This is a genomic window from Candidatus Manganitrophus noduliformans, from assembly GCF_012184425.1.
Lineage (GTDB): Bacteria > Nitrospirota > Nitrospiria > SBBL01 > Manganitrophaceae > Manganitrophus > Manganitrophus noduliformans.
Window position 1 is genome coordinate 914,982 of record NZ_VTOW01000001.1, and the last position, 26,708, is coordinate 941,689.

25 protein-coding genes are annotated in these 26,708 nt (G+C 60.0%); 2 read left to right on the forward strand and 23 right to left on the reverse strand.

The genetic code is table 11. The features are described from left to right. The 5 genes from MNODULE_RS25000 to MNODULE_RS04555 form a co-directional block, all read right to left on the reverse strand. The gene (locus tag MNODULE_RS25000; RefSeq protein WP_168058272.1) at nucleotides 1-2,568 is read right to left on the reverse strand and encodes an EAL domain-containing protein; all 2,568 of its coding nucleotides are present in this window, start codon (nucleotides 2,566-2,568) and stop codon (nucleotides 1-3) included. A 74-nt stretch (nucleotides 2,569-2,642) separates the two neighbouring features. Beyond that, nucleotides 2,643-5,987, reverse strand: coding sequence for an EAL domain-containing protein (locus tag MNODULE_RS04540; RefSeq protein ID WP_168058273.1), 3,345 nt, complete (start codon nucleotides 5,985-5,987; stop codon nucleotides 2,643-2,645). A gap of 9 nt (nucleotides 5,988-5,996) precedes the next feature. Continuing rightward, a complete protein-coding gene (locus MNODULE_RS04545; protein ID WP_168059207.1) occupies nucleotides 5,997-6,443 on the reverse strand; it encodes a response regulator in 447 nt (148 codons plus the stop codon). Beyond that, a complete protein-coding gene (locus MNODULE_RS04550; protein ID WP_168058274.1) occupies nucleotides 6,443-7,576 on the reverse strand; it encodes a sensor histidine kinase in 1,134 nt (377 codons plus the stop codon). The genes MNODULE_RS04545 and MNODULE_RS04550 overlap by 1 nt, the downstream gene beginning before the upstream one ends. Nucleotides 7,577-8,217: 641 nt before the next feature. Continuing rightward, nucleotides 8,218-8,499, reverse strand: a complete 282-nt coding sequence (locus MNODULE_RS04555) for a DUF2934 domain-containing protein (protein ID WP_168058275.1) — start codon at nucleotides 8,497-8,499, stop codon at nucleotides 8,218-8,220. A gap of 404 nt (nucleotides 8,500-8,903) precedes the next feature. On the opposite strand from MNODULE_RS04555, the gene MNODULE_RS04560 reads away from it, so the two are divergent. After that, nucleotides 8,904-9,614 carry a response regulator transcription factor gene (locus tag MNODULE_RS04560; RefSeq protein WP_168058276.1) on the forward strand — a complete coding sequence of 237 codons (711 nt, stop codon included), beginning with the start codon at nucleotides 8,904-8,906 and terminating at the stop codon, nucleotides 9,612-9,614. Between the two features lie 25 nt (nucleotides 9,615-9,639). Here MNODULE_RS04560 and MNODULE_RS04565 read toward each other — a convergent pair whose 3' ends face one another. The 15 genes from MNODULE_RS04565 to MNODULE_RS04635 form a co-directional block, all read right to left on the reverse strand. Beyond that, complete coding sequence (locus MNODULE_RS04565) at nucleotides 9,640-10,533, reverse strand: ribose-phosphate pyrophosphokinase (RefSeq protein ID WP_168058277.1); 894 nt, start codon at nucleotides 10,531-10,533, stop codon at nucleotides 9,640-9,642. Nucleotides 10,534-10,618: 85 nt separating this feature from the next. After that, nucleotides 10,619-11,899 (reverse strand): glycosyltransferase, encoded by a 1,281-nt coding sequence (locus MNODULE_RS04570; RefSeq protein WP_238339206.1) that lies wholly within the window; start codon nucleotides 11,897-11,899, stop codon nucleotides 10,619-10,621. Between the two features lie 3 nt (nucleotides 11,900-11,902). Beyond that, a complete protein-coding gene (locus tag MNODULE_RS04575) occupies nucleotides 11,903-14,629 on the reverse strand; it encodes a bifunctional acetate--CoA ligase family protein/GNAT family N-acetyltransferase (protein ID WP_168058278.1) in 2,727 nt (908 codons plus the stop codon). A gap of 38 nt (nucleotides 14,630-14,667) precedes the next feature. Then, entirely contained in the window at nucleotides 14,668-15,402 is a 735-nt protein-coding gene (locus tag MNODULE_RS04580; RefSeq protein ID WP_168058279.1) for a VIT1/CCC1 transporter family protein, read from the reverse strand. Nucleotides 15,403-15,457: 55 nt separating this feature from the next. Then, complete coding sequence (locus tag MNODULE_RS04585; RefSeq protein WP_168058280.1) at nucleotides 15,458-16,498, reverse strand: zinc-dependent alcohol dehydrogenase family protein; 1,041 nt, start codon at nucleotides 16,496-16,498, stop codon at nucleotides 15,458-15,460. Between the two features lie 122 nt (nucleotides 16,499-16,620). Then, the gene (locus MNODULE_RS04590) at nucleotides 16,621-16,818 is read right to left on the reverse strand and encodes a hypothetical protein (RefSeq protein WP_168058281.1); all 198 of its coding nucleotides are present in this window, start codon (nucleotides 16,816-16,818) and stop codon (nucleotides 16,621-16,623) included. After that, nucleotides 16,819-17,226 carry a c-type cytochrome gene (locus MNODULE_RS04595; RefSeq protein WP_168058282.1) on the reverse strand — a complete coding sequence of 136 codons (408 nt, stop codon included), beginning with the start codon at nucleotides 17,224-17,226 and terminating at the stop codon, nucleotides 16,819-16,821. 48 nt (nucleotides 17,227-17,274) lie between these two features. Then, a complete protein-coding gene (locus tag MNODULE_RS04600) occupies nucleotides 17,275-17,703 on the reverse strand; it encodes an OsmC family protein (protein WP_168058283.1) in 429 nt (142 codons plus the stop codon). Nucleotides 17,704-17,728: 25 nt separating this feature from the next. Then, entirely contained in the window at nucleotides 17,729-18,196 is a 468-nt protein-coding gene (locus MNODULE_RS04605; protein ID WP_168058284.1) for a universal stress protein, read from the reverse strand. After that, on the reverse strand, nucleotides 18,193-20,895 hold the full coding sequence (locus MNODULE_RS04610) for an HAD-IC family P-type ATPase (protein ID WP_168058285.1): 2,703 nt from the start codon (nucleotides 20,893-20,895) through the stop codon (nucleotides 18,193-18,195). The genes MNODULE_RS04605 and MNODULE_RS04610 overlap by 4 nt, the downstream gene beginning before the upstream one ends. Continuing rightward, the gene (locus tag MNODULE_RS04615) at nucleotides 20,892-21,380 is read right to left on the reverse strand and encodes a universal stress protein (RefSeq protein WP_168058286.1); all 489 of its coding nucleotides are present in this window, start codon (nucleotides 21,378-21,380) and stop codon (nucleotides 20,892-20,894) included. Before MNODULE_RS04615 ends, MNODULE_RS04610 begins: the two co-directional genes overlap by 4 nt. Before the next feature lie 123 nt (nucleotides 21,381-21,503). Then, entirely contained in the window at nucleotides 21,504-21,989 is a 486-nt protein-coding gene (locus MNODULE_RS04620; protein ID WP_168058287.1) for a universal stress protein, read from the reverse strand. 12 nt (nucleotides 21,990-22,001) lie between these two features. After that, a complete protein-coding gene (locus MNODULE_RS04625) occupies nucleotides 22,002-22,451 on the reverse strand; it encodes a CBS domain-containing protein (protein ID WP_168058288.1) in 450 nt (149 codons plus the stop codon). Nucleotides 22,452-22,475: 24 nt separating this feature from the next. Continuing rightward, the gene (locus MNODULE_RS04630) at nucleotides 22,476-23,414 is read right to left on the reverse strand and encodes a sensor domain-containing diguanylate cyclase (RefSeq protein ID WP_168058289.1); all 939 of its coding nucleotides are present in this window, start codon (nucleotides 23,412-23,414) and stop codon (nucleotides 22,476-22,478) included. A gap of 25 nt (nucleotides 23,415-23,439) precedes the next feature. Then, nucleotides 23,440-23,880, reverse strand: coding sequence for a CBS domain-containing protein (locus MNODULE_RS04635; RefSeq protein ID WP_168058290.1), 441 nt, complete (start codon nucleotides 23,878-23,880; stop codon nucleotides 23,440-23,442). Nucleotides 23,881-24,153: 273 nt separating this feature from the next. Between MNODULE_RS04635 and MNODULE_RS04640 the strand changes: the two genes are divergently transcribed. Next, the gene (locus MNODULE_RS04640; protein WP_168058291.1) at nucleotides 24,154-24,528 is read left to right on the forward strand and encodes a response regulator; all 375 of its coding nucleotides are present in this window, start codon (nucleotides 24,154-24,156) and stop codon (nucleotides 24,526-24,528) included. Here the strand turns inward: MNODULE_RS04640 and MNODULE_RS04645 are convergent. From MNODULE_RS04645 to MNODULE_RS04655, 3 genes are read right to left on the reverse strand one after another with little or no spacing between them, the layout of a single operon-like run. Then, a complete protein-coding gene (locus MNODULE_RS04645) occupies nucleotides 24,525-24,911 on the reverse strand; it encodes a hypothetical protein (protein WP_168058292.1) in 387 nt (128 codons plus the stop codon). The genes MNODULE_RS04640 and MNODULE_RS04645 overlap by 4 nt on opposite strands. 41 nt (nucleotides 24,912-24,952) lie before the next feature. Beyond that, nucleotides 24,953-25,525 (reverse strand): hypothetical protein, encoded by a 573-nt coding sequence (locus tag MNODULE_RS04650; protein WP_168058293.1) that lies wholly within the window; start codon nucleotides 25,523-25,525, stop codon nucleotides 24,953-24,955. Then, on the reverse strand, nucleotides 25,518-26,573 hold the full coding sequence (locus tag MNODULE_RS04655) for a tetratricopeptide repeat protein (RefSeq protein WP_168058294.1): 1,056 nt from the start codon (nucleotides 26,571-26,573) through the stop codon (nucleotides 25,518-25,520). Before MNODULE_RS04655 ends, MNODULE_RS04650 begins: the two co-directional genes overlap by 8 nt. Nucleotides 26,574-26,708: the final 135 nt, after the last annotated feature.

The window sequence follows — 26,708 nt, forward strand, 5'->3', positions numbered from 1 at the left end:
TCAAAGCCGCTTCTTCTGGACCAGCAGCCGGGTCGCCTCTTCGACGGGGAGGGGGTGGCTGAAGAGATAGCCTTGCATCTGATCACAGCCGATCGAACGAAGGTAGGCAAGCTGCGCCTCGGTCTCGACCCCTTCCGCCAGCGCTTTCAAGTGAAGCGAGTGGGCCATTCCGACCACGGTCCTTGCAATCACGGCGTCGTTTGGATCGGTCGTGAGATTCCGGACAAAAATCTGATCGACCTTCAGCTTGGCGATCGGGAAGCGCCTCAGATAGGCAAGCGAAGAGTAGCCGGTGCCGAAATCGTCGATCGAAAGCTGAATACCCATGTCGGTCAGCTTGCGAAGCATCAGAAGGATGCTCATCTCCTTCCCCATCAGGACGCTCTCGGTAATTTCCAACTCCAAATATTGCGGCGCCAGGCCGCTCTCCTGTAACGCGCGGGTGACCGTGTCGACGAGGTTTTCCCGGTGAAATTGACGGACGGAGAGGTTGACCGCGATCCGCGTCGGCGGGAAGCCGGCCCGCTGCCAGGCGACATTCTGGGCGCACGCGCTCCGCAGCACCCACTCCCCGATCGGCAGGATCAGCCCGGTCTCTTCCGCCAAGGGGATAAACTCCGCCGGAGAAATCATCCCGATCTCCGGCCGCTGCCATCGGATCAAGGCTTCGAACCCGATGATCTCCCCGCCGTTCAGGTCGACCTGAGGTTGGAAGTAGAGGAGAAACTCCTCCCGCTTCAGCGCTTCCCGGAGGCTGCTCTCCATGGAGAGGCGCTCGAACGCGCGGGAGTTCATCGCCGGCGAGAAATAGCGCAATGTGTTTCTCCCCTGCTCTTTCGCGCGATAGAGGGCGATGTCGGCATGCTGTAAAAGGGTTCGTCCGTCGACCCCGGCATGAGGATAAACGGCGGCCCCGATGCTGGCGGTGACATAAAGGTCGCGCCCCTCCAAATGAAACGGTTCTCGAAGGGAAGAGGCGATCCGATCGGCGATCTGAAGGGCGATCTCATCGCTATTTAAGTTCGGAAGAAGAACGGCGAATTCATCCCCGCCCATCCGGGCGATGGTGTCCCCCTCCCGGACCGACCGGATAAAGCGGGCCGCCGCCCCCCGCAGCAATTCGTCTCCGGCAGGGTGCCCTAGGGTGTCGTTGATCACTTTGAAGCGGTCCAGATCGATCAGAAGGACGGCCAGAATCTCTCCTCTGCGATGGGCCTGCGCCACGGCGACCGAGAGACGATCTTCCAGCAGAAGCCGATTCGGAAGGCCGGTGAGAGCATCGTGGTAGGCCTGGTGCTCGATCCGCTCCTCCGCTTTTTTCCGGTCGATCGCCATGGCGAGGACGTTGGCGATCGATTGAAGAAAGAGCACGTCCTCATTGCTGAAGGTACGCCGCCGCCGGGTATGCACTTCCAAGACCCCGTGCGGATGGTCCCTGCCCGGGATCAGAACGCTCATTCCGCTGACCACCCCCTGCTCCCGCAGCAGCGCCGGGGGGCTAAACCGGGTCTCTTTCTCAAAGTCTTCCACCAACACCGGTCCGTTGCAGGCGAAGGTATAGGCGGCTTGAGCGTTTTCCATGGCACCGCGCTCCGCCTCTCCGACCCACCCCTCCTCCCAGCCGACCCCTGCCGTGAGCAACCATGCACTCCCATCCGGAAGCGGCTCCAAGGCCTGGCAGTACTCCACTTCCAGTGTTTCAGAAACCGACGAGACCGCCTCATTCATCAGCGCCGGGAGCGCCGTGCCCGAGAGGGCCCGCTGCCCCAGCTCCGCAATGACCGCCTGCCGACGGGCACGCGACCGGACCGTCTCTTCCGCCTGCTTTCGCTCCGTGATGTCGCGCAGAATCGACAGGTACCGCCCCGGCACGATCCGGCTTGCGGAGAATTCCACCTCCACCTTGGCGCCGTTCTTCCGGGTCACCGTATATTCTCCCGTCATTCGACCGAGGCGCTTGAACGCGTCATATTGCTTAAGGCCGATTCCGACGCGCTCGGCGGGGGTGATATCGGCCAGCGTCATTCCGATGAGCTCGTCGCGGCGATAACCCAATAATTCCTCCGCCCGGTGGTTCGCGTCGAGATACCGGCCGTCATCATCGGCGACCAGGATGGCGTCGCTGGCGCTTTCAAAGAGCTGCCGGTACTGCTGCTCCGATACGCGCAGCGCCTCTGCCGCCCGCTTCCGCTCGATGGCATACGAGATGGCATGCGCAAGGAGGTCGCCGCTGATCCTCCCTTTGATGAGATAATCTTGCGCTCCTTTCTGGATCGCCTGCATGGCGGTCTGCTCGTCGCTCAGGCCGCTGAGGATGACGATCGGAATGCCGGGCGCCTGCGTCTGAACGCGGGAGAGAGAGTCGAGCCCCTGAGAATCGGGGAGGGAGAGATCGAGGAGGATGACATCGATCGGCCCTTGGTGAAAACGCTTCATCCCGGTTGAAATCCGATCGCTGCAGACGAGATGGAGGGAGAGCCCTTTCACATCGGAGAGAATTTCCCGGATGAGCCGGGCGTCGGCAGGGTTGTCTTCAATCAGCAGGGTGTTGATCTGTTTCAATTCCATTTTTTTCTCCGTTCCGGAAAATCCGCTGTCGTATGAGTTAGAAGCGTCGGGGAAGGCCGACTCGGTCAGGCGCTTCAGAGCACGGCCCCGCGGGCCAAGAGCCGTTCGGTCTCGTCGGCCGGGAGCGGCCGGCTGAAAAGGTATCCCTGCATCTCATCGCAGTCGATCGAATGGAGGAATTCCATCTCTTCTTCCGCCTCCACCCCTTCCGCGATCCCCTTCATCTGAAGGGAGTGCGCCATTTTGACGACCGTTTTTGCGATGGTTGCATTGTTCGAGTCGGTGGTGATGTTCCGGACGAACGATTGATCGATCTTCAATTTGCTGATCGGGAAACGCTTCAAATGGGTCAGAGAAGAGTAGCCGGTCCCGAAGTCGTCGATCGTGAGCGCGATCCCCATTGCGGCGAGTTTCCGGAGCATCGCAACGAGCGGCTCCTCCTTCCTCATTAAAATTTTTTCGGTCAATTCGAGTTCGAGATAACCGGGAGCGAGTCCGGTGTCGGCCAATACCCGGCTGATGGTGGCGGAGAGATCCTCCCGATAAAATTGTCCGGCAGAGAGATTGACCCCGACCCGGAGGGAAGGGAGGCCGGCATCTTGCCACTTTCTGTTTTGGGCGCACGCGGTGCGCAGCACCCACTCTCCGATTGGGACGATGAGGCCGGTCTTATCCGCCAGGGGGATAAAGTCCGCCGCGGAGACCAGCGTCGCATCGGGTCGGCGCCACCGGATCAATGTTTCAAGCCCGACGATCCGCCGCGACTTCAAATCGATCTGAGGCTGATAATGAAGAAGAAACTCCTCCCGCTCCAACGCCTGCCGAAGGCTGTTTTCAATCGACCGCTCCCTGGTCATCTTCTCGTTTGGGGTCGGCGAAAAGAAGCAGAAGGTGTTTTTCCCCTGCTTTTTGGCGCGGTAGAGCGCCGTGTCGGCGTTTCTGAGGAGTGTTTCGGGATCGCGGCCCGCCTGCGGGTAGAGGGCGATCCCGATGCTCGCGCTGACCGGCAATTCCTGTCCGGCGATCCGGAACGCGGGAATGAGCGCCTCCAAGACCCGCTCGGCCACCCGGGTGACTTTCTCAATGGTGTCGATTTCCGGAAGAAGGATGGTGAACTCATCTCCTCCCATTCGGGCGAAGGTGTCCCCGTCCCGCACGCAGGCCGCCAGCCGCTCGGAGACTGCCTTCAGCAGCTGATCTCCGATCGGATGCCCCAGTGTGTCGTTCACTTCTTTAAAGCAGTCGAGGTCGAGGAACATCAGCGCGACCATGTCGTTGTGCCGGTCGGCCTGGGAGATCGCCAGTGCGAGATGGTCTTCGAGAAGGGAGCGATTCGGAAGGCCGGTCAAGGCGTCGTAGTAAGCCTGATGCTGAATCGTCTCCTCCGCCCGGCGGCGCTCGATCGCCGTGGCCAGCAAGTCGGCGACCACCTGGAGAAAGCGGACCTCGGCTTGCGTGAAGAGGCGTCTTCGGGCGGTGTGGACCGAGAGGGTGCCGAACGGCCGGCGCGTGCCGGGGATGACGACGCTGAGTCCGCTGACGACGCCATGTTCGCGGAGAAGCGCCGGCGGGGTGAACCGGTCCTCGGTCCGCAGGTCCTCGACAATCACCGGGGCGTTTGTCAGGAGGGTGTAGCCTCCTTGCGACTCCGGATTCGCCGGCAGGGTGGCGGTTCGAATCAGCCCGTCTTTCCATCCGACGCCGGCCCGTAAAAGAAGGGTTTTTCCCTCCGGAAGGAGTTCCAAAATCTTGGCGTATTCCGTTTCGAGCGCCCGGGTGACCAGCGCGGCCGCTTTATCCAAGAGCGCATAGAAATCGAGCCCGCCCAGCGCATATTGGCCCAGCTCGGCGAGGGCGGTCTGCTGCCGGACGTGGAAGCGGAGCGATTCTTCCGACTGTTTCTGTTCGGTGATCTCCCGGCTGATCCCGATCAGACCGATGATTTCATCCTGAGGATTCCGCCGGAGAATTTTCGTGGTGAGATAGGTCCGGAGGATTCCCTCGCGCTGCTCCGTCTCCTCAAAGGTTTGGATCTCGCCGGCGGGGGTCATTTGCGGATTCGTTAATGAGGTGGTTGTATGAGAAACAAAAAGGTGCTCGTCCGTTTTCCCGATGATCTCCTCAATTTGTTTTCCGATGCGGCGGGCCCCGGCCGAATTGATCAGAATATATCGGCCCTGAAGATCTTTGACATAAACCGTGTCGGGAATTCCTTCGATGACCGCTTGGAAAAGCTGGTGGCTCTCCTTGAGGGCCTCTTCATCCCGTTTCCGCTCGGTGATATCTTGAGCTGTTCCCACCATATGGATCGCGCGGCCCTGCGCGTCGGTAACGACCGCGCCGGTCAGGTGGAGGAGCCGGGAGCTCCCGTCCGGCAGTACGATCCTGTGATAACAACTAAAGGACCCCCTATTTTCAAGAGATTGCTCGATCGTCCGTTTGACCTGCTCCCGGTCTTCGGGATGGATGTAGCTGAGATAGGTTTCAAAGGTGATCTCCTTCGATTGCGGCTTGAGGGAGAAGATTCGGTAGAGCTCGTCCGACCAGGTCACCTGATTGGAGGGGATATCCCACCGCCAGCTCCCGAGCCGGGTCAGTCGCTCGGTTTCCGCAAGCTGCTGCTCGCTTCGCTTGAGGGTCTCTTCGACCCGCTTTCGATCGGAGATGTCGTGAGCCGAGATAAGCCAAGAGGTCTTTCCGTGAAAGGTCATCTGGCTCCAGGTGATCTCCGCGGTGATCAAGACGCCGCTTTTTGTCCGAAGGGTCCACTCGCCCGATCGACTGAAGCCCGCTTCGAAGTTCTGATGGGAGATCTGAGAGCCGTATTTGAGGAGGCTTGCAAGCTCCTCCGGGGCCGAAGGGCTGCGGGGGGTCATCGAGAGGATTTCATCACGGGAGTAGCCATAATGGTGAATCGCCGCCTCGTTCACCGAAACAAAGGAAGCCTTGATCGGGTCGAACACCCACATCGGAATGGGATTGCTCTCGAAGAGGGCGCGGTACTGCTCGTTGCTCTCGCGCAGCCGCTCTTCGGCCTGTTTCCGCTCGATGGCATACCGGATCGAGCGGTCGAGATAGCGGCTTTCCTCATGTCCTTTGGTCAGAAAGTCCTGCGCCCCCCTCTGTACCGTTTGCAGCGCGAGGGCCTCATCTTGATGATAGGTCAGGACGAGGATCGGAAGTGCGGGCATGGCCGCCCGGACCTGTCTGAACGTTTCGAGGCCCTGAGAGTCAGGGAGGGAGAGATCGAGCAGGATGACATCGAATGATTCCTCCCGGAGCGACGCCAGCGCTTTGTCGAGCCGGTCGGCGTGGGTGATCCTGAATCGGGCGGACGACTCCACCAAGACTTCTTGAACAAGCCGAACATCCGCGGGATTGTCTTCTACCAGGAGAACTCGGATGGAGTCTCCGTTCATCGACGCTCCTTATGTTTTTGGAAGCTTTACCACCGTCAACCAGAAATCTTCAACCGATTTGACCACCGTGATGAATTGCTCGAAATCGACCGGCTTCGTCACATAACAGTTGGCGTGAAGGTCGTAACTTTTCAGAACATCCTTCTCGGCGCTCGAGGTGGTTAAGATGACCACCGGAATCCGCTTGAGATCGGGATCGTTTTTAATCGCTTCCAGCACCTCCCGGCCGTCTTTTTTCGGGAGGTTCAGGTCGAGCAAGATGAGATCGGGGCGGGTCATGTTTGTATAGGGTCCCTCCTTTCGGAGGAAGGCGAGCGCTTCCACGCCGTCCCCCACGACGTTCAAATTGTTCAGGACCTTTCCCTCTTTAAGGGCCTCCTTTGTCAGACGCACATCGCCGGGAGAGTCCTCAACGAGCAGGATCTCAATCGGCCCTCCGATGGTCTTCCCATTCATCATTTCTCTCCCGATTTTCCGACGGTGAAATAAAAAGTGGATCCTTTTCCGAGCGCCGACTCCACCCAGATGGTCCCGCCGTGGCGTTCGACGATTTTACGGCAGACCGCAAGGCCGATCCCCGTCCCCGGGTATTCGTTCTTCCCGTGAAGTCGCTGAAAAATAATAAAGATGCGGTCTTTATATTCCGGCTCGATGCCGATCCCGTTATCCTGGACGGAAAAAAGCCACTCGTTCTGTTTTTCTTTTGCGGAGAGGTGAATCCGGGGGGGGTGATCGCCGCGGAACTTGATGGCGTTGCCGATCAAATTCTGGAAGAGCTGACCCAGCTGGGAGGCGTCGCCCGGGATCGTCGGCAACGGATCGCGCGTCACGACGGCCCCCGATTCTTCGACCGACATGCCGAGGTTGATCAGGGTCTGACGGAAGATCTCTTCGCAATCGACCGGCGCAAACGCTTTCCCCTGCGTGCTGACTCTGGAATAAGCAAGCAGGTCGTTGATCAACTGCTTCATCCGGACCGCGCCGTCGACGATGTAGGCGATAAACTCATCCGCGTCGGTGTCGAGCCGGCCTTGATACCGCCGCGATAGAAGTTGCGTGTAGCTGGCGACGATCCGAAGCGGCTCCTGCAGATCGTGCGAGGCGACATAGGCGAATTGCTCCAATTCGGCGTTGGAGCGGGCCAGCTCCGCGGCGCGGCGCGCCAGCTCTTTCTCCACCCGCTTCCGCTCGGTGGCATCCTCGATGGCAAGGAGGATCGTGCCGGTTTCGACGGTGTTGTCCCCCGTACGGACCTGCCGGGCATTCAGCAGCATGGTCCGCCGTCCGATCGTCGGAAAGTCGTGTTCGACCTCGAAATTCTCGAACTGGCGGCTCCTCGGGAGAACCTCCTCCATTTGGGTGCGCAATGCCGGAATGTCCCACTGGCCGTTTCCGAGATCATACAAAGAGTGATGTTCGGTCTCGTCCGGAGAGACCCGGAAGGTTTCGTAGAAAGAGCGGTTCGCCCGCTTGATCCGCATCTTCGCATCGAGGATCAGGAGCGGCTCGCGAATGGTGTCGATGATCCCGTCGGCATAGGTCAGCGCCGCTTGCAGCGCTCGCTCGACACGTTCCCGTTCCGGAGGCATCCGGCGCTCCTGGGGATAAGAAAGGTGAATCTTAAGCGGAAGATCGGATCCCGCGATCCCATCATCCCGGTCAATGCCGTTTGGAGGAGAGATTCTTCTTGAACGCGTACGCGCGTCGCATTCCTCGCAGCTTGCTGCGGGGAGCTTCCATCTAATTTGGATCTACATGTTCTTCAACGAGAGGAGATGAATATCCCTTGGCGGTGAATCATCGGCATTCTTCCAATAGGGCCTTCGGACGCCCGCATTATTTGAAACAAAGACGAGAACCAGGCAGTAAAGGTAGGTCCGGCGTGTGCAGAACTACGGTATCATTTTTAATGACCCTGTCAAGGTAAAGATCAATTAGTGATTCTTTGGTCCGGTAATTTTAGGATGGGATGAAAGGGAGAATTGATACGGAGATACCGAAGATGGTTTTTAAACGGCGTGAAGCGGTCCGCCGCGACGGCGGGAACCCCTGTAAAGACGTCCCGCCGGAACGTCTTTACAAGGGACCGGTTTCGCCGAGGCGAGGGCCGCCGTCGATCGAGACACCCCGCCCCATTTTCCCCATCGACATAGAAAGATCCCTCCACGCTTCGGGCGAACCGCTACCCGGATTTGTTTCCAAAAAGGTGAATGGGTTCCGGATGAGGGAATTACGAAGCCTTTTGCTCGCCGCTTCGCTTCCGGGTCGATTTCGCGCGCGAGGCCGGCTTGGCCGCGGGCGCGGGGGAAACCGCATTTGAGCCGTGTTCGGAGAGAACGCTCTGTTCGGCTTCCAGCCAATCGGCCAGGTCGTTTCCGTGATATTGTCCTCTCCTCTGATAAAGCGCGTAGGCCCGTTCGGCAATCCGCTCTTGCAGCAGCCGATCGTCCGGCCTTCCGTTGACCTCTTCCTGGGGGAAGTTCTCATTTTTTTTGGGGGTTGTTTTTTTCATGGGCTCCTCCTTTCCTTATTGATGAAGTTATTCTGCCTGAGTGCGGAACGTAACGCAACCCCGCAAACGGCGTGTTCAAGGTCTCGTTCACCTGGTTTTTTCCGATGGTTAATTATCGACAAGAATATAACAAAAACGGCCTCAGGGTAAAGAGGGATTCGTGGTAAGGGGGAGGCCCCCTCTTTTTTTTCGTTAAAAATCATCTGAGACGATTCCCGTTTTAGGGAAGGGGATTAGATTTTCTTTAAAACAGCGGACGACGTATTGAATTGAACGGCATTCGGAGGAGATGTTTCCGGGAGATCCGGGCTTCTTCTGTCGTTCGGTTGTCGTTTGACAGTCGGATAGAGGGGTACTATACTCCCTTTCATCGTCACCCTGAGCGGCTGGATGGTATATCCCGGATGAGTACACTCGACAAGGAATCGGTCTTCATTCTGCTGGTGGAGGACAATCCGTTGGACGTCGACCTGATCCGGCACTCCCTTGAAAAGGGGGGCATCTCGAATCTCCTCCACATCGCGCGAGACGGCCGGGAGGCGATCGATTTCCTCCATCAACGGTTTTCTCTGCCGGGTGTGTTGATTCTGGACATCAATCTCCCAACGCTCAGCGGCATCGACGTGTTGCGCGAGGCCAAAAAAATCGATTCCGAAATCGTCGCGATCATGCTGACCGGCCAGGCCTCTTTGGATACGGCGGTCCAGTCGCTCCGGAGAGAGGGGGCGTTCGATTATCTTGAGAAATCGAAGGACGATTTGCCGCAGCTGGTCGAGGCGGTTCGACTCGCCATCGAAAAACGAGCCCTCCAGCTTCAAAACCGGTGGATCGTCCAGACGGAAGGCCGGATGGAGATTGTCGAAATGAGAAAGGTGCAGGAAACGTTTCATCTCTCGGAACGGGAGATCGACGTCGTCAAGTGCCTCTGCCGGGGAGACGCCAACAAGGAGATCGCCGATCAGCTCTTCATCAGCGCGTTTACCGTGAAAGATCATCTCAAGAAGATCTACCAAAAGATGGGTGTGCACAACCGGGCCGCCCTCGTCTCCAAAATCTTATCCAACGCGATGCTCGACGCATCGCCCCCTGCCGGAAGAATTGAAGAAATGGAATGAATGAAGGCCGCGCCGCGAACGGGCGTCACGGTGCAAAAAGGGCCGACACCCCCTCCGCAAGAAGGTCCCCCACGTCGATCCGGTTCGATTCATGAGGAATGGTGTTGCAAGTCATCACTTGAGCGGCGCCCGACGCGAGGAGATCGGCATAGGCCCGGTCGGCGAAAACGGCGTGGACGCCGATGCAGACCGGCGGGGCGAGGCCGGCGCGCCGCACCTGGCCGACCGCTTCGATCATTGTGCCGGCGGAGGAGATGATGTCATCGACCAAAACCGGCGTCCGGTCGCGCCATTGATCGGCCATCGGAAGGGAAATTTCCACCTCCCGATCGCCGTGGCGAATTTTTTCCAGAATCAAATGGGGGGCGCTGGCCTCTGCCGCCACGGCGGCGACCCACTGCTCGCTCTCGCGGTCGGGACCGATCAGGAGCGGATGGGGGAGATGGGTACGAACCCAATGGGCGATCGCGGGGGCGGCGCGCACCACGCGGCTGGGGATGGAGTAGACCTCTTCCAGCGACGGGTGGCGGTGGAGGTGCGGATCGACCGTCACCAACCCATCCAAGACATCGGAAAGAAGTTGACCGAAATAGACCGAAGAGAGTCCCTCTCCCGGGTGGAACCGATGATCCTGCCGCATGTAAGCGAGATAGGGGGAGATCAATCCGACTTTTTCGGCGCCGAGATCTCTCGCCGTTTTCGCCAGAAAAAGGAGCGGCATAATTTTGTCGTCGGGCCTGTCGAGGGTGCAGCAAAGAAGAACGGTGCGCCCTTCCACCGGGCTTTCGATCCGGACATACGACTCGCAATCGGGAAACCGGCGGACGATCAGCTTGCCGATCTCCGCATCGATTCGGCCGGAGAGCGCATCGGCCAGCCCGGCATTGCCTGGAAAGGGTAAGAGAAGGGGTCTTTTCATGATGACTCCTGGAAGGGGGTGATCACGACCTGACTATTAGCATAGCCCAAAGTATACCGAACCTCTTCGTGTTCGACGATGATCTTCATCCGGGGTGGAGAAGGTCTTTAATCAGCCGCAGCTCGTTCCGCAAGAGCCGCGGGAAGAGAAAATGTTTCCGGACATGCTCCCGGCCGGCCCGTCCGAAATCGCCCCGATCGCCGGGCCGCTTCAAGAGATGGAGGACGCGGTCGGCGCACTCCTCGACGGTGTCGACCAGATAGCGGTGATACCCTTCCGGAAACTGCATCGGAATGCCGCCGGCGCGCCCGGCGATCACCGGCTTCTCCTTCCAGAGCGCCTCGGAGACGACCAAGCCGAATCCCTCCCGGATCGACTTTTGAATGATCAGATCGCAGCCGCGCTGGAAGACGTTTACCTCCATGCTCCCGACCCCCGCGAGATTGGTGAAGACATAGAGATCCCGATCGTTCGCCGCTTCCTCCTCGATCTGCTCCAAAATATGCCACCCCTCCGGATCATCCCCCGCCATCCCCCCGATCAGCGCGAGCTGCACCCCCGGAACGGCTTCCTTCACCAAACGGTACGCCCGGATCACGCCGAGCGGGTCTTTCCACGGATCGAACCGGGAGACCTGGACCAACAACGGCCGGGTCAGATCGACCCCGGAGTCGGCGATCGCCCGCTTGCAGAGCTCGATCGGGATCTCCATGTTTTTGGTGGCGAGCGGATCGATGGCGGGGGGGATAAAAGCGACCCGCTTGATCTGAAGGCCGGGGAGGAGAAATTCGGGCATCGTGAAGACCAAGGCATCGTACGCCTCGATAAACGGCTTGAAGAATTGGCTGACATTCGGATCGGGGGATGAGCTGTCGATGTGGCAGCGCCAGATCCATTTGGCCCGGTTTTCCCCGATGAAGTGTCGGATCGCCGCCGACTGAGGATCATGGACGATGTAGACGTCGTACTCCCGGCCGATGAGCTTGGCGCTCTCCTCGTTCGCCTGAAGATAGATCCTTCGGTCCGCTTCCGTCAGATCGTACTGCGCCCCTTGCAGGGCGTTATGAAAGGCCTTGGTCACCACGAAGAATTCCCGCGTTCCGTGTATGATCCGCCAATCGGCCGAAAGGCCGAAGGTCTGCAGAAGGGGGAGATAGCGCGAGAGGAGCTCCGCCACCCCGCCCCCCAGGGCGGTGGAGTTGAGGTGGCAGATCCGAACCCCGCTTAACTCCCGCGCCAGCATTATCAACTCATCGATCAATTCATCCCCGACGAGCGGACGGTAGCTGTCGACATTAATCGAGACGGCGCCGGCGTGGCGTCCGACGGAAATTTTGGGCCGGATCGATCTTCTTTTTTCCAACATGGCCTAGATCTCCAGCTCGGCCGAGACCAACGGATCGCCCACTTCCCGCCGGATCTTGAAGCCGAGCTTCTTGCAGACCCGCTGCATGGCGGTGTTGTCGGGAAGGATGTCGGCGCGGATTTTTTTGAGGTGCTCGTCGCGGCCGATCCGAATGAGGCGGCGGAGAAGCTCGGTCCCCAGCCCCTGCCGCTGATAAGGATCGGCGATCAAGATGGAAAATTCGGCCTCCTCGGTTCCTTCGATCTTGGTCAGCCGGGCGGCGCCGAGCAGGTCCCGGGTTTCCGTGTCGGGATCTTTCCGCTCCACGACCAGCGCCATCTCGCGATCATAATCGATAAAGCAGATCCGGGTCAGCCGCTCGTGGGCGACCCGCTGGCTGAGCTTCAACGGTTGAAAGAAACGGAGATAGACGCTCTGGTCCGAGAGGGCTTGGTGGAAGCGGACCATCAGCGGCTCGTCTTCCGGCCGGATCGGACGGATCGTCACCGGGGTGCCGTCTTTCAAGGCCGATCGGCTGACGTACTGGGCCGGGTAGGGGCGGATGGCCAGCTTCGGGAGATCTTCTTCGCGAACTTCTTTCCCATGAACGACGACGCGGGCATCGAGCGCGATCTGCCGATCCTCCGAGACGAGAAGGGGATTGATGTCGATCTCCTTGATCCATCGCTGCTCGACGACCAGCCGGCTGAACCGGACGAGGAGCTGCTCCAGCGCGGCAAGATCGATCGGCCCCTTCCCCCGCACCCCCTTCAGCGCGGTAAATATTTTCGTCTGCTCCATCATCCGGCGGGCCAGCGTGGTGGTCAGCGGCGGAAGGCCCAAGGCCCGATCTTGGAAAACTTCGACCAGTGTTCCCCCTGTTCCGAAGAGGAGAACCGGGCCGAACTCCGGATCGGGACTGCTCCCCAAAATCAATTCATAGCCGTCGCGGGCGATCATCGGCTGGACGGTGACCCCGAGAAAATCGCCTCCCTTTACCTTCTTCTCGATCGCCCGATAGGCGCGCCGGACGGCGGCGGCGTTGGCCAGGTTCAACTGAACGCCGCCGACGTCGCTTTTGTGGGTGATCGTCTCGGAGTGAAGCTTGAGGACCGCCGGGTATCCGATCTCGGCGGCGATCTCGACCGCCTCCGCCTCGTTTTTTGCAATCCGCGTTTCGACGGTCGGAAGGGCATAGGCGGCGAGGAGCTGTTTCGATTCCACCTCGGTCAGAAGGGTCCGCCCCGACTTGCGGGCCTTTTGAATCAACCGCTCGGCCGCGGCGCGATCGATCCCCTCCTCGGCGGCCAGCACCGGGGTTTCGTAGAGGCTGCGGAGATTATAGCTGTAGCGCCACATGTAGTTAAAGGCCCGGACGGCGGTGTCGGGGTAGGAGAAGGTCGGGACGCCGGCGCGGTTTAAGATCGTCACCCCGGCGGCGACGTCGGCCCCCCCCATCCAGCTTGCCAGCAGCGGTTTTCCGTCGAGCCGGGCGAGCCCCTTGAGCCGCTCGGCCGTCTGTGTCGGGTCGGTCATCGCCTGGGGCGCCAGGACGGCGAGCAGGCCGTCGCTGTTCGGATCTTTCGCGGCGATCTCGACCGCCTGCGCGTAGCGCTCGGCGCTGGCGTCGCCCAAGATGTCGATCGGATTGCCGTGGCTCCAGTGGGGGGGGAGAATTTGATTGAGCGCCTGAATCGTCTCCGGCGCCAGTTCGGCCAGCGCTCCCCCGGTGAGAATCAACGCATCGGTGGCGAGCACCGCCGGGCCGCCGGCGTTCGTCACGATCGTCAGCCGCGGTCCTTTGGGACGGGGCTGTTTGGCGAGGACCTCCGCCATGTAAAAAAGGTCGGCGATGCTGTTCACCCGCAGAACGCCGGAGCGGCGGAAGGCGGCGTGGAGCACTTCATCGCTTCCGGTGAGGGCGCCGGTGTGGGAGGCGGCCGCCTTGGCCGCCGCCTTCGTCCGCCCCGCCTTGATCACGATGATCGGTTTGGTCAGCGCGACTTCGCGGGCCGCCGAAATAAAAGAGCGGGCGTCTCCGATCGACTCCATGTAGAGGACGATGCTCTGCGTCCGGGGATCTTCGCCGAGATAGCCGATCAGATCGCCCCAGTTCACATCGAGCATCGATCCGATCGAGACGAAGGCGGAGAAGCCGACCATTTCCTGAAGGCTCCAGTCGAGGATCGCCGTGCAGAGGGCCCCGCTCTGGCTGATGAAGCCGACATTTCCCGGCCGGGCCATGGTCCCCGCGAACGTCGCGTTCAATCCGGTCAGGGGGCTCATCACCCCGAGGCAGTTCGGGCCGATGATCCGCATCTTTCCGCGGCGCGCCTCGGCGAGGATCTGCCGCTCCAATTCGACCCCGGCGGCGCCGGCCTCTTTGAAGCCGGCCGAGATGATGATCGCCCCCCGCGCGCCGGCCTGGACGCATTCGCGGATGATCCCCGGCACCGTCTGCGCCGGGGTGGCGATCACGGCGAGATCGATCCTTTCCGGGACCTGGGCGATGCTCGGATAGGCCTTGATCCCCAAGACGCTCGAACGTTTCGGATTGATCGGAAAGACGACCCCGCCGAACGGGTTGCCGATGAGATTTCGAAGGATCGTCCTCCCGACGCTCCCTTCGCTTTCGGTCGCGCCGATGAGCGCGACCGTCCGCGGCGAAAAGAAAACGTCGAGGGGATGATGGCGCCGCCGAAAAATGTCGTGGGCCGGTTCCCGCTCCGGGATCGGTTTGATCTTGGACATTGATTTTCGCCTTTGTGTCGTTTCGCTCTTATATCATATTACTTGATCCAAAAGCTTGCAAGCCGCCCGATCCCGTATCCTGCCGCGGCTGCAAGACCCGCGATGCCGACCATCTCAAGCGCGCTGCGCCATCCCCTTTGGCCGACGAGGCGTCCCTTCAACCCGCCGAAGAGAAAAAGGGCGATAAGCGTGCCGGAAACGGAGAGCGGCATCGCCGCGTCGATCGAGAGGATCAGATAGGGGAGGACCGGAACGAGGCCGCCGAAGACGTAGGCGATCCCCATCACGAGCGCATTGCCGGCCGGCCCCTCCAGGCTCGCCGGAGAGATGCCGAGCTCCTTGTGCGCCATGTCTTCCAGGAGAAGAGCTTTATCGCTCAGCAGCCGATTCGCAATGATCGCGATCTCCTCGTCGGGATAACCCCGCTCCCGGTACATCGCCCAGATCTCCCGCCGCTCTCCTTCCGGGTCTCTTGCAATCTGCTCCTCCTCTTCCCGGAGAAGGCGCTGAAGGTATTGCTTGTGCGATTTTGAAGAGAGATAGGAGCCGGCGGCCATCGACAGCGATTCGACGACGATGATCACCACTCCGGAAATGACAACCGCCGCCCGGCTCTCCGTCCCTTCCGCGATTCCGGTGAGGGCGCCGAGGGTCGAGATAAGACCGTCCTGGACCCCGAAAACCGCCTCCCGCAACCGCCTCCGGATCAGCCCGGAAATCCGCCGGGGTTCTTTTTCAGCCGGCCGTTTCTTCTTGTTTCGGTCCTTCGTCATCTGCGTCACCGCAGGGGCGCCGCATGCGGCGCCCCTGCACGACGGGTAGGTTTCATCACGCCGCCAACACGACCTTCAACGTTTTCTCCTTGGCGGCGTTCATGAAGGTATCGTACGCCTTCATCACATCATTCAACGCGAAGCGGTGGGTAATGAACTGCTTCGGCTGCAGTTTTCCTGATTTCACCATCTTGAGGAGCATCGGCGTCGTCTCGGTATCGACCAGCCGCGTCGTCAGCGTGATGTTGTGGGACCAGAGGGTTTCCAGATGGAGGAGGGCCGGCTTTCCATGAACGCCGATGTTGGCGATGTGGCCGCCGGCGGCGACGATCTTCTGGCAGAGCTCGAAGGTCGCCGGGATGCCGACCGCTTCAACCGCGACATCAACCCCCTTTCCGTTCGTCAACCCCATCACATTCTCAACCGCCCGGCCGTCGCTGCTGTTGATCGTCTTCGTGGCGCCGAATTTTTTGGAGACGTCGAGGCGGTTGTCGTCGAGGTCGATCATGATGATCTCGGCGGGGGAGTAGAGCTGGGCGGTTGCCAGCACGGCGAGGCCGATCGGTCCCGCCCCGACGATGGCGACGATGTCTCCCGGTTTGACCTTGCCGTTCCGCACCCCGCACTCGAAGCCGGTCGGGAGGATGTCGCTCAGCATCGTCAACGCTTCTTCATCGACCCCTTCCGGGATCTTGTAAAGGCTGGTGTCGGCGAAGGGGATCCGGACATACTCCGCCTGGGTGCCGTCGATCGTGTTCCCCAAAATCCAGCCGCCGCCGTTTTCACAGTGCGAATACATCCCCTTTTTACAATTGGCGCAGCGGCCGCAGGAGGTGATGCAGGAGATCAGAACCCGGTCGCCGGGCCGGAAGCTCCCGACGGCGTCGCCGGCCTGGTCGATCACGCCGACCCCCTCGTGTCCGAGGGTCCGACCGTCGGTGACGGTCGGGACGTCCCCCTTGAGAATGTGCAGATCGGTCCCGCAGATCGTTGTCTTGGTGATTTTCACGATCGCATCGGTCGGCGCCTGGATCGCGGGCTTCGGTTTTTCTTCCAAGGCCCGTTTGCCGGGGCCGTGATACACAAGTGCTTTCATGATAGACCTCCTCATCAAGAAATCGATTTTGTAGGGGCGCACCGATGTGTGCGCCTGGTTTTATATTTGCCGTAACGGAGGGCGGACACGCAGGTCCGCCCCCTACAGGGTTTTCGTTTATTTCACGCCGCCTCCGCCCGCTCGGCCTCCGGGATCATGACGGTGGTTTTCATCACCGCGTCGGGATTCAGCGAGATGCTGTCGATCCCCTCTTCCACCAGGAAGCGGGCGAACTCCGGATTCCTCGCGAAGAAAATAGCGGTAGGCCTCGGAGGTGACGGCGAAACCGTTTTCCTTCTCCATCCTCCGCTCCTTTTCACTCAACGCATTCCCCTCCGGTCACAATGCCGACCGCGGTGCTCGCCGGGAGCGCACCGGCCCCGAAGGAATCCCTCCTCGCTTGTCTGGAGCGCCCCCTTCATGTAACCGACCAGCGCCTCGGCCTGTTTCTCCGTGACCAGACCTCCCGGCATTTCAATCGGAATGTCGGGGTATTTTTTCTCGGCCCCTTGCCGCCCTTTCAAGATGACCTCTTTGATCGCCTCGGGCTCTCCCTGAGTGATGAAGGGGTTGCCCTTGTGGGGCGGGGCGGTCTGGGTTCCCTGGCCGCCGCCTCCGTGGCAGGGGGCGCATTTGTCGCCGTAGAGCCGGGCGGCATCGACGGCCCAACCCGCTGGCGCCGCCGTCAGAAAAAGAGCCGTCCACCCAATGAGTAAGCTCCGTCGCATCTGATTTCTCCTTCTCTTGTTCATTCTACTCACCCGAACCGCCGGGTATCAACCCGCTTCCATCAGCCGGACCGCAATCTGCGGAGGGTGCGTCAGCGAGTTGTGAATGGTGCATCCTTCCACGACCTTTTGAAGCCGGTCTTTCATTGCCGCGGGGAACCCCTTCGGAAGATCGACCCGGGCGCGGATCGTCCCGACCCGGTGCGGCTGCTCGGCATCATCCCAGGTCGTGTGAACGGCCAGCCCCTCCGTCGGCAGTTTGTGACGTCGGCAGAAGCGGACCGCGAAGTAGCCGATGCAGGCGCCGAGGGAGGCGATGAACATCTCGACCGGCGTGATTCCCTGATCGTCTCCTCCCTCCTCCTTCGGTTGATCGACGATCAGGCGGTGGCCGCGGACCTCCACCGCCAGTTGGACGCCGGCGGTCCAGGAGATCGTCATCGATTCTTTTTGGGTTTCTGTTGCGGATGTCGTCATCGCTTCCTCCTGAGTGAATTGAAGCTCATCTCTTCTCCGGACCTTTCTTCTCCCGGACGATGAACACCGGACAGGGGGCCTCGCGGGCGACCCGCTCGGCGACGCTCCCCATCATGACGTGCGAGAAGCCTTTTCGTCCGTGCGTCCCCATCACGATCAGGTCGGCATTGATCTCCTTCGCCGTTCGGAGAATCTCGACGGAGGGGGCTCCCTCCTTAAAAAGCGCTTCGACCGGAAGCCCCTCCTTCCGAATTTCATTCGTCAGAGTATCCAGGTTTTTCAACTCCTCCTGCTTGAAATCCTGAAGCCACTGATAGACCTCGGGATAGTTTCCGAGGGGGGTCTCCGCCGGGTAAAAGAAGGGGGACTCGAAAACGTGGAGAAGGGTCAGCCGTCCGTTCATCTTTTGGGCGAGCTGAACGGCATGATCGAGCGCCTCCTTCGAGCAGGCCGAGAAATCGGTCGCCACCAGAAGATGTTCCAGTTTGATCATTTGTTTCCTCCTCTTGTATGTGCGCGCAACCATTTCTCTCCCTCCACGGCGAAATAGACCGTCGAGGCGACCCCGACGCAGGCGAGCAACTCGCCCCCCGTCAGCGCCGTCGTCTTGAAGAGTTCCTGAAGCGGCGGCAGATAGGTGATTGCCAATTGAAGAGAGAGGGTCAGAACGGCGGCCCCCAACAGATGCGGATTGGAGAAGAAGCCGATCCGCCAGAGGGGGTCGCGCTCCGAGCGGATCGCCAGGACATGGAACATCTGAAAGAGCATCAACGTCAGGAAGGCGATTGTCCGGGCATGCGCGTGATCCCGCGTTTGGACCGCCCAGGCGAAGAGGGCGACCGTCCCCAGCCCCATCAGCAATCCGACCCAGACGATATGAAGGCCGAGGCCGCCGGCGAAGAGGCTCTCTTCGGGGGGCCGCGGCGCTCTTCGCATGACGTCCCGTTCGGGGGGCTCCAGGCCGAGGGCGAGGGCGGGGAGGCCGTCGGTGACGAGGTTCGTCCAGAGGATCTGGATCGGAAGGAGCGGGAGGGGAAGGGCGAAGAGGATCGCGAAGAGCATGATCAAAATTTCGCCGCTGTTGGTGGAGAGAATATACCGGGTGAACTTCCGGATATTGTCGTAGATGATCCGCCCCTCTTCCACCGCCGAGACGATTGTCGCGAAGTTGTCGTCCAGCAGGACCATCTCGGAGGCTTCCCGGGCCACGTCGGTTCCGCTCCGGCCCATGGCGACGCCGATATCGGCGGCCCGGAGCGCGGGGGCGTCGTTGACCCCGTCGCCGGTCATCGCGACGATCTCCCCCCGGCGCTTGAGCGCCTCGACGATCTTCACCTTGTGTTCGGGGGCGACCCGGGCGTAGATCGAGATCTTTCCGACCATCGGCTCCAGCGCTTCGGGGCTGAGGCGGGCCAATTCCTCTCCGGTGAGGACCTGCTCGCCGGCCTCCTTCATTCCGATCTGCGCGGCGATTGCCTCGGCGGTGATCCGATGGTCTCCCGTGATCAGGACCGGACGAATCCCCGCGGCCCGGCAGCGGTGGACCGCTTCCGCCGCTTCGGGCCGCAGGGGATCGATCATTCCGAAGAGGCCGAGAAAAGTCAGCTCCTCCTCGACTCTCCCGAGAGCGGGATCGTCGGTGTCGGGACGGTTTTCCAACCGCCGCATGCCGCACGCCAGCAGACGCAGACCGGCCCCGGCAAGCTCCCGATGCATCCGGGCGATCTCCTCCCGGTGATGATCGGTCAGGGGGACTTCTTCTTCGCCTTGGACGATCAAAGACGACCGCCGGAGGAGTTCTTCAAGTCCTCCTTTGGTGAAGGCCCGGATCTTCCCCTCCCGATCTTGATGGATCGTCGTCATCATTTTGCGGGTGGAGTCGAAGGGGATCTCTCCGATCCGGGTATATTCGCGCTCAAGCGGCTCTTTCCGGAGGTCCGCCTTGGCGGCGGCGGTGAGAAGGGCCCCCTCCGTCGGATCTCCCAGAACGGTCCACTTGTCATCGCGAAGATCAAGATGGGCGTTCGAGCAGAGAACCGCCGCGCGCAAAAGCCGGCGCAGCGGGGGATCGGTCGCGGGGTCGAGCCGATCTTCGTTCCGGTAGAAAGCCCCCTCGGGGCGGTAGCCGTGACCGGTGACGCGAAGCCGGCGGCCGTCGACGTAAATCGCCTCGACCGACATCACATTCTGCGTCAGCGTTCCGGTCTTGTCGGTGCAGATCGTCGTGACGCTTCCGAGGGTTTCGACGGCGGGGAGCTTGCGGATGAGGGCGTTGCGCCGGACCATCCGCTGAGCGCCGAGGGCGAGGACGATGGTGACCATCGCCGGGAGCCCCTCCGGGATGGCGGCGACCGCCAGGCTGATCGCCGTGAGGAGCATCGTCTCGATCGTTTCTCCCCGGAGCAGTCCGGCGACGAAGATCACCGCCGTTACAATCAATGCCGCAGCGGCGAGCCTTTTCCCCAGGGTGGCGAGCCGGCGCTGCAGCGGCGTTTTCCGATCTTCCACCGTCTGCAGAAGGGAGGCGATCTTCCCGAGCTCCGTCCGCATGCCGGTTTCGGTCACCACGGCCGAGCCGTGCCCGGTCATGACGGTGGTTCCCATGAAGATCCGGTTGGTCTGATCTCCCAAAGGGACCTCTTCCCGGTCGATCGGCGGGGATGTTTTCCCCGCCGGCAGCGATTCGCCGGTGAACTGAGACTCATCGACCTTGAGCTGAGCCGTCTCGATCAGCCGCCCGTCGGCGGGGACTTTCTGTCCCGCCTCTACGGCGACGATGTCTCCGGGAACCAAGTTCCGGGAGGGAATTTGGAGGTAGGCCCCCTCCCGTCGGACGACGACCTGCGGCTGCTCCAGTTTTTTTAAGGCGGAGAGGGCCCGCTCGGCCCGGTATTCCTGGCTGAAGCCGAGCGCGGCGTTGAGGATTACGATGACCAGGATCATCGCGGTGTCGGTAAGCTCTCCGATCCACCAGGAGATCGCGGCGGCGGCGAGAAGGATCACGATCATCACGTCGGTGAATTGCCGGAGGAGGATCGACCAGGGGCTTTTCCCCTCGGTCTCTTTGAGGATGTTCTGACCGTAATCCGACAGTCGCCGCGCGGCCTCGGCGTGAGAAAGCCCCTCGGGCGCGCTCTCCAGCGCGGTCAGCGTCTGCGCTGCGGTCAATTGATGCCAGGGTTTTTCGTTCACGCCGGTCTCCTCGACTCAGCCAGGGGAATGGAGAGAACGGCACAGGGGGCGACGCGGACGACCTTTTCGGCGGTGCTGCCGAAGAAAATTTTCTCCAACTCGCCGCTGCCGCCGTAGCGTCCCATCACGATGAGGTCGATCTGCTCCTGCCGGGTGGCACGGACGATCTCTTGGAACGGGAGACCGGTGACGATCTTCCGGTCGGCGGGGACGCCGTCCGTCTCCTTCGCCAGGAATTCCCGGAGGCGACGGCGCGCCGTCGCATGGAGCGATTTCTCGTCGATTTCGTCCGCGGTGAGACCGATCTCACGGGCGACCTCCAGCGCCCGGCGATCGATGACATGGAGGAGGTGGAGGGTCGCTCCGGAGAAGCGGGCCAGGGAGACGGCGACGCGGTACGCTTCGAGCGAGCAGGGAGAAAAATCGATGGGGACAAGGATCTGTTTAAAGGCCATCCGGATTCCCCCCGTTGCGATGGAGATCATCGATCCACATGTTGCAATTCTCCCGCAACAGGGCCGGGGGGACAATCCCCCAAAGGGGGTATTTGAGGGAACGTGAGGGGTGAAGCGTCGGGCGTGAGGGGTAAAAGACAGCCGTCTTTTGACTTACCGCTTACGCCTCGCCGATTTTGAGCCCCCTTTTGCAGCGGTCATCGTCAACACCGGGCAGGGGGCGAGGTGGACGACCCGGTCTGCGACGCTTCCGAGGAGAAAGTGTCCGACGCCGGTTCGTCCGCGGGTCCCCATGACGATGAGATCGATCTTCTTTTTGCCGGCCCAGGCGAGGATTTCCTCATAGGGGACCCCGCGGGTGAGATGGGCTTCGACCGCGGCGCCGCTCTGCTCCAGCTTGGCGCGGGCGTTCTCGAGCAGAGAGGCGGCGATGGTCTTGAGCGCTTCGCCGTGGTTGATGACCGTCATCGTGTCGGTCACGCTGTAGGGGAACGGCTCGACCACGTGGAGGAGAACGATCTCGGCTTGAAAGCCGTCCGCCAGCATCGCAGCGTAATCGGCGGCTCGCTCGGAGTGGGGCGAGAAATCGGTGGGGACCAAGATTTTCCGGATCGCTTGCCGTGTGGACGGTTTTTTCATATCGGTCCTTTATTAAGAGCGTACACTTTGGTATCGTTCAATGAGATAGAGACAGTACCGCAGCGCATCGAGCTCGCTGAAGATCCCGACGACATGCTGCTTTGAATCGACGACCGGAACGGCGCCGATCTTGTGTTCTACCATGAGCCGGACCCCTTCGGCAAGAGGGGTCGTCTTCTCGACGGTATAAAGATGGGTCGCCATGATCTCCGTGACCGGAAGCCGAAGCTGGCGCCGCTCTTCCTCGCGGTGCTTCGCGGCAATGCTCGCTTTCCCGAGGAGCTGGCGAATATCCCGGTCGGAGACCATCCCGACCACTTTCCCGTGCGAGACGACCGGCAGATGGCGGATGTCATGCTCGAACATCAGGACCAGCCCCTCTCCGATCGTCTGGTCGGAGCGGATCGTGACCGGATCGGGGGTCATTCGGTCCTCCATGGTCATCTTCTCTTCTTGTTGCATGGGTAGTCCTCCCTTTTATGGTTTCTATAGACGTTTCCAATGGACCCGATTTTTCCCCGACTGTTTGCCCTGCGTCAAAAGCTGATCGGCCAAACGGATCAGCCCCTCTCCCTCGTCCGCGTCCCAAGGGTAGCTGGCGACGGCGATCCGGACGGTCAGGTGATTCTCCGGCTCTTCCGGCGCGTGTGGAAAAATTGAATCTTGGGCCGTAACACGGAGCCGCTCCGCCATGGAGACGGCGGTCTGCTTCTCCGTTTCGAGGAGGAGGACCAGGAAAGCCTCGCTGCCGTAGCGGGTGATGAGGTCGGTCTCGCGTGTGTGATTCAGAATCAAGGCCGCCGTCCGGTGGATGACTTCGTCCGCTCGCGAAGGTCGGTCGAGAGGATCCTCCTCAAGAAAATCGTCGATTGCAATCATCATCAGTGAAAGGGGGCGGCGGTGGCGCTCCGCCCGCTTGATCTCGCGTCGGAGCTGATGCTCGAAGAAGCGGAAGTGATAAAGGCCGGTCCGCTCATCCAGGATGGCTTCCATCACCCCGGCCTCTTTCATCTCTTTGGTTTGAGTGATCTCGCGCATTACCCCGATGGCGCACCCGGAGGAAGCGGCGGCGGGATGAACAGGCAGGGAGCCGTAATGGGTCGAAACAAGGATCGCCTCTCCTTGCTTGGTCCGTATCTTGAGAGAGGCCTGCAGGGCCGATGCGGGGTGGGCGAGGGTCGATTGGCCGGGGCAGGTCGATTCACAGATCGCCCCCCCTTCTTGGCGGCGGCATCCGAAAAGAAGAAGGCATTGTTGTTTGCCGACCACCTCTTCCCGGTTCCAGCCGGTCATCACCTCCATCGCCAGGTTCATCGCCTGGATGACCCCCTTCGCATCGACGAGGAAGAGGCCGTCGGGACAGAACTCGAAGATCTCCCGGAAGAGTTCGTCGCCACGATGCATCACGTTGAACACCCTTTCCATCCGTTCCCTCCGGTCGATCGGCTCCTCAGAAACAACTCGGCCCAAGAAGTTCTTCCAGGTATCCGTTCAAAAGGTCGCGCCGTGCGACCATCCCGACCAACCGATTGTCCCGATCGACCACCGGCAGACGGATCAGATGATTCTGTTGGATAAAGCGGCCGATTTCCAAGGCCGGGCAGTCGATCGAAACGGCGTGGGGATGTTTCATGATCTCCTCGGCCGAAAGGTTGGTGACATCGACGCCGGTCAGGAGGGCGTCGAGAAGATCATACTCGCTCACGATACCGATGAGCCTCATCTCGTCATCCACAACCGGAACGCTTCCGAAGTTTCCGTTGACCATGCACGAGAGGATCGCGTCACACTTCGTCTCTTTTTTAAAGAAGACTACGGCCCGCTCCATCAAATCGAGGGCTGTCGTCTGCCGGAGCGGCTTGGCTCCCATCTTCAAATCGTTCTTTCTCATGGCAGTCCCCCTCAAAGCCTGTTCCCTCATCTTTACATAACATAAAAAGCAAATGGGATGCCAACAGGACCCCGAAGGTAAAAATAGCTTTCGCCTTTAAATACAATTGGTTAAAAGATTATAAAGAGTTATGGAGAGGACTGCGTCCCGCCCGTTTGTCTACCTGAATGGACAGCGCATTGGATCGAAGGATCTCTAGGACAACGATCTTGTATACTATTCGGTATGGACGATAAGAAGAATCAAATAAAGACGAGGCCTCCCCGGATTCTGGTGCTGGATGACGATAAAACCTTCCGGGAGCTTTTGGTCGACCTTTTTAGAAGCAACGGGTATGAGGTTGTCACGGTTGCCACCGGGGAGGATGCTCTTTGCAAGATTCAAGAAGAGCAATTCGATCTGGCCACGATCGATTTCGACCTTCCCGGCTGGGTCAACGGGATCGATTTTCTAAAGGAGCTCAAAGAGATGGCTTCTCATACCCAGGTGATCCTTCTGACCGGCAATGCTTCCGACGAGGTCGCAAAAGAGGCGATCCGTTACGGAGCCTATCATTATTACGTCAAGCCGATTCACCGCATCGATCAGTTCCTCCGTCTCATCGGAGAAGCGATCGAGGCCGGCCGTCAAAAGAAGAGGATTGATTAGTTTGGAAAGCGGAATTTCACCGTGACGCGGCTGCTTTTGACCCGGGGAAGAAGATTGCTGTTGATGTAGGAGTCTGAAACGATCACGGCGGTTTGAAGCGGCGCGATCGTTTTATTGGCGACGTTGCTCGCCAGGGGAATGTTGTCTGCGCTTAAAAGGTCGTAGTAGACGAAGACCCTTTTTTTGACATTGGAATGATTATGGAGGGTGGCGCTCCAGATGAATTTCGTCTTTCCGATCTTTTCCCAAACGGCATCGGGACGCCACTGATGCTCCAGGACTTCAACCTCCGCCTGGTCGGGCGGTGCCGCCATAGAAGGGGCGACGATGGCGATCAACACCGCTGTAATGAAGAGACGAGAAGAGAGCCACCGCATTCGCATCGATTCATTCTTAAATATCGATACCACGACGATTGGGATTCTCATTGTGTTTGTTCGCGCTCTGGGTTTCCCATTCCAAAGGGCAACTTCTTTTCTTTTTGACGGGCCAGCTCTCTGTAAAGATCGTGAAATTGTTCGGTGGTGAGGGCGGGGTCGGTCAACCGGGCCAACTCCTCCGGTTGAATCGGAATCCAGGTCAGCTCGGAGGTGTCGGTCGTCCCGATCTTGATCCAGTGGTGGGGCATGATATCTTGCATGATCAGCCGGTCGACCCCGCCGTTGTGACGGATCGCCTCCCGGATGGCGAGGCGGGCTTCTTCGGCGGAGACACATCGGCCGATCCCGATATTCAGGGGAGGATCGAGAAAAGGGAAAAACTTGATCCGAACTTTCAACGATTCGTCCACCGTTGTGAAAGATTGCTTCACCTCTTTGGTGCGGTTCTTCCATTTTCCGGCGAGAAGAATTTCGATGGTCGTCGGCTTATCGCGGTTCTCTTGCGCGGCGCAATCGTACGTCCGTTCCACGGCGAGGGAAGCGATCGGCGTGAAACAAAGAATCGCGGCGATCGAGATTCCATAAAATATCAGAGCGCGGTGATGCATTCTATTCAACGTTTTTTCCCTTTCCCGTTTTTTCCGAAGGTGCTCTTTCATTTTTTTGCGCCGGCGCCGGTTTCTCGGAGTTCAAGCGGTCCAGATATTTGCGGGCCTGCGCATTTTTGGGATCGAGTTCGATGGTCCGTTGAAAGGCTTGAATCGCCATCGCAATCAGTTGCCGGCGCTCGTTCGGATCGGAGAGGCCGGCCGCCAGCAAGACCTGGGACTCGCCGAGGGCGAGGAAGATGTCGGGCGAGCCTTGCTTGACCTGCGAGAGGGTGGCGTATTCCCGGGCCGCATCGAGATATTCCCCCCCCAGGAAATAAACGCGCGCCAGCTTCTCGCGCGCCCTCGATTCGTTCGGATCGGCTTCGACCATCGCCTGCCATTGCTTCACGGCGTTGGAGATCTCCCCTTTCTTTTCATAGATCAGGCCCAAATTGTACCGCGCTTCCATGAGCGAAGGATCGATCGCAAGCGCCGCTTCATACTCCTTTTGCGCTTTGTCGAAATGGTTCCGGCGGTAGTGGATATTGGCCATGCCGGCATGGACGACCGCAATTTTGGGCGAAAGTCTGTTCGCCTGCGTGTAGGCTTCCAAGGCCTCTTTCTCTTTTCCGATTCGAAGGTAGACGTGCCCCAGCGAAACGAAGGCGTGCTCGTCCCGCGGGGCCAGCCGGGCGGCCCCCTCGAATTCCTTCGCCGCTTCTTCCAAAGCGCGGCTTTCGAGATGGAACCGGCCGAGCCAGTAGCGGACCGTTGCATTCGTCGGATGTTTCGCCGCCAGATCTTTATAGAACTGCGTTCCTTGAGGACCGCGCCGCAGGGCAATCCGGGTCCGATACACCGCCTGGTGATAGATGTGGGTGTCGAGGCTCAATGTCGCCGCCTGGGTGAATTTCTCAAGGGCTTCATCGTAGCGCCGCTGCTTGTTCAGCTCGATTCCTTCTTCAAAATAAGATCTGGCGCGATCGGCGGGGGAAGAGGCGAACGAAAAACCGGGCAGACAAATGAGGAACAAACCTGCGATGTAAATCAGCCGCAGGGGTACGATCCATTTCACGCTTAAGACTCCTTCTTTCAGAAAACGGCTGCATTCTACCATCCCGAAAAATAAAAAACAACCGACTGGGGGAGAGGCGGTCCCTCGCCCCTACATTACGATTCCAATAAGCGCCGTCAGGCGAATAAATCTTGA

Bases quoted from the DNA above. Each gene is read 5' to 3' on its own strand.
- MNODULE_RS25000 (WP_168058272.1), bottom strand. From the start codon at position 2,568: ATGGAATTGAAACAGATCAACACCCTGCTGATTGAAGACAACCCTGCC.
- MNODULE_RS04540 (WP_168058273.1), bottom strand. From the start codon at position 5,987: ATGAACGGAGACTCCATCCGAGTTCTCCTGGTAGAAGACAATCCCGCG.
- MNODULE_RS04545 (WP_168059207.1), bottom strand. From the start codon at position 6,443: ATGAATGGGAAGACCATCGGAGGGCCGATTGAGATCCTGCTCGTTGAG.
- MNODULE_RS04550 (WP_168058274.1), bottom strand. From the start codon at position 7,576: ATGCCTCCGGAACGGGAACGTGTCGAGCGAGCGCTGCAAGCGGCGCTG.
- MNODULE_RS04555 (WP_168058275.1), bottom strand. From the start codon at position 8,499: ATGAAAAAAACAACCCCCAAAAAAAATGAGAACTTCCCCCAGGAAGAG.
- MNODULE_RS04560 (WP_168058276.1), top strand. From the start codon at position 8,904: ATGAGTACACTCGACAAGGAATCGGTCTTCATTCTGCTGGTGGAGGAC.
- MNODULE_RS04565 (WP_168058277.1), bottom strand. From the start codon at position 10,533: ATGAAAAGACCCCTTCTCTTACCCTTTCCAGGCAATGCCGGGCTGGCC.
- MNODULE_RS04570 (WP_238339206.1), bottom strand. From the start codon at position 11,899: ATGTTGGAAAAAAGAAGATCGATCCGGCCCAAAATTTCCGTCGGACGC.
- MNODULE_RS04575 (WP_168058278.1), bottom strand. From the start codon at position 14,629: ATGTCCAAGATCAAACCGATCCCGGAGCGGGAACCGGCCCACGACATT.
- MNODULE_RS04580 (WP_168058279.1), bottom strand. From the start codon at position 15,402: ATGACGAAGGACCGAAACAAGAAGAAACGGCCGGCTGAAAAAGAACCC.
- MNODULE_RS04585 (WP_168058280.1), bottom strand. From the start codon at position 16,498: ATGAAAGCACTTGTGTATCACGGCCCCGGCAAACGGGCCTTGGAAGAA.
- MNODULE_RS04595 (WP_168058282.1), bottom strand. From the start codon at position 17,226: ATGCGACGGAGCTTACTCATTGGGTGGACGGCTCTTTTTCTGACGGCG.
- MNODULE_RS04600 (WP_168058283.1), bottom strand. From the start codon at position 17,703: ATGACGACATCCGCAACAGAAACCCAAAAAGAATCGATGACGATCTCC.
- MNODULE_RS04605 (WP_168058284.1), bottom strand. From the start codon at position 18,196: ATGATCAAACTGGAACATCTTCTGGTGGCGACCGATTTCTCGGCCTGC.
- MNODULE_RS04615 (WP_168058286.1), bottom strand. From the start codon at position 21,380: ATGATCTCCATCGCAACGGGGGGAATCCGGATGGCCTTTAAACAGATC.
- MNODULE_RS04620 (WP_168058287.1), bottom strand. From the start codon at position 21,989: ATGAAAAAACCGTCCACACGGCAAGCGATCCGGAAAATCTTGGTCCCC.
- MNODULE_RS04625 (WP_168058288.1), bottom strand. From the start codon at position 22,451: ATGCAACAAGAAGAGAAGATGACCATGGAGGACCGAATGACCCCCGAT.
- MNODULE_RS04630 (WP_168058289.1), bottom strand. From the start codon at position 23,414: ATGGAAAGGGTGTTCAACGTGATGCATCGTGGCGACGAACTCTTCCGG.
- MNODULE_RS04635 (WP_168058290.1), bottom strand. From the start codon at position 23,880: ATGAGAAAGAACGATTTGAAGATGGGAGCCAAGCCGCTCCGGCAGACG.
- MNODULE_RS04645 (WP_168058292.1), bottom strand. From the start codon at position 24,911: ATGCGAATGCGGTGGCTCTCTTCTCGTCTCTTCATTACAGCGGTGTTG.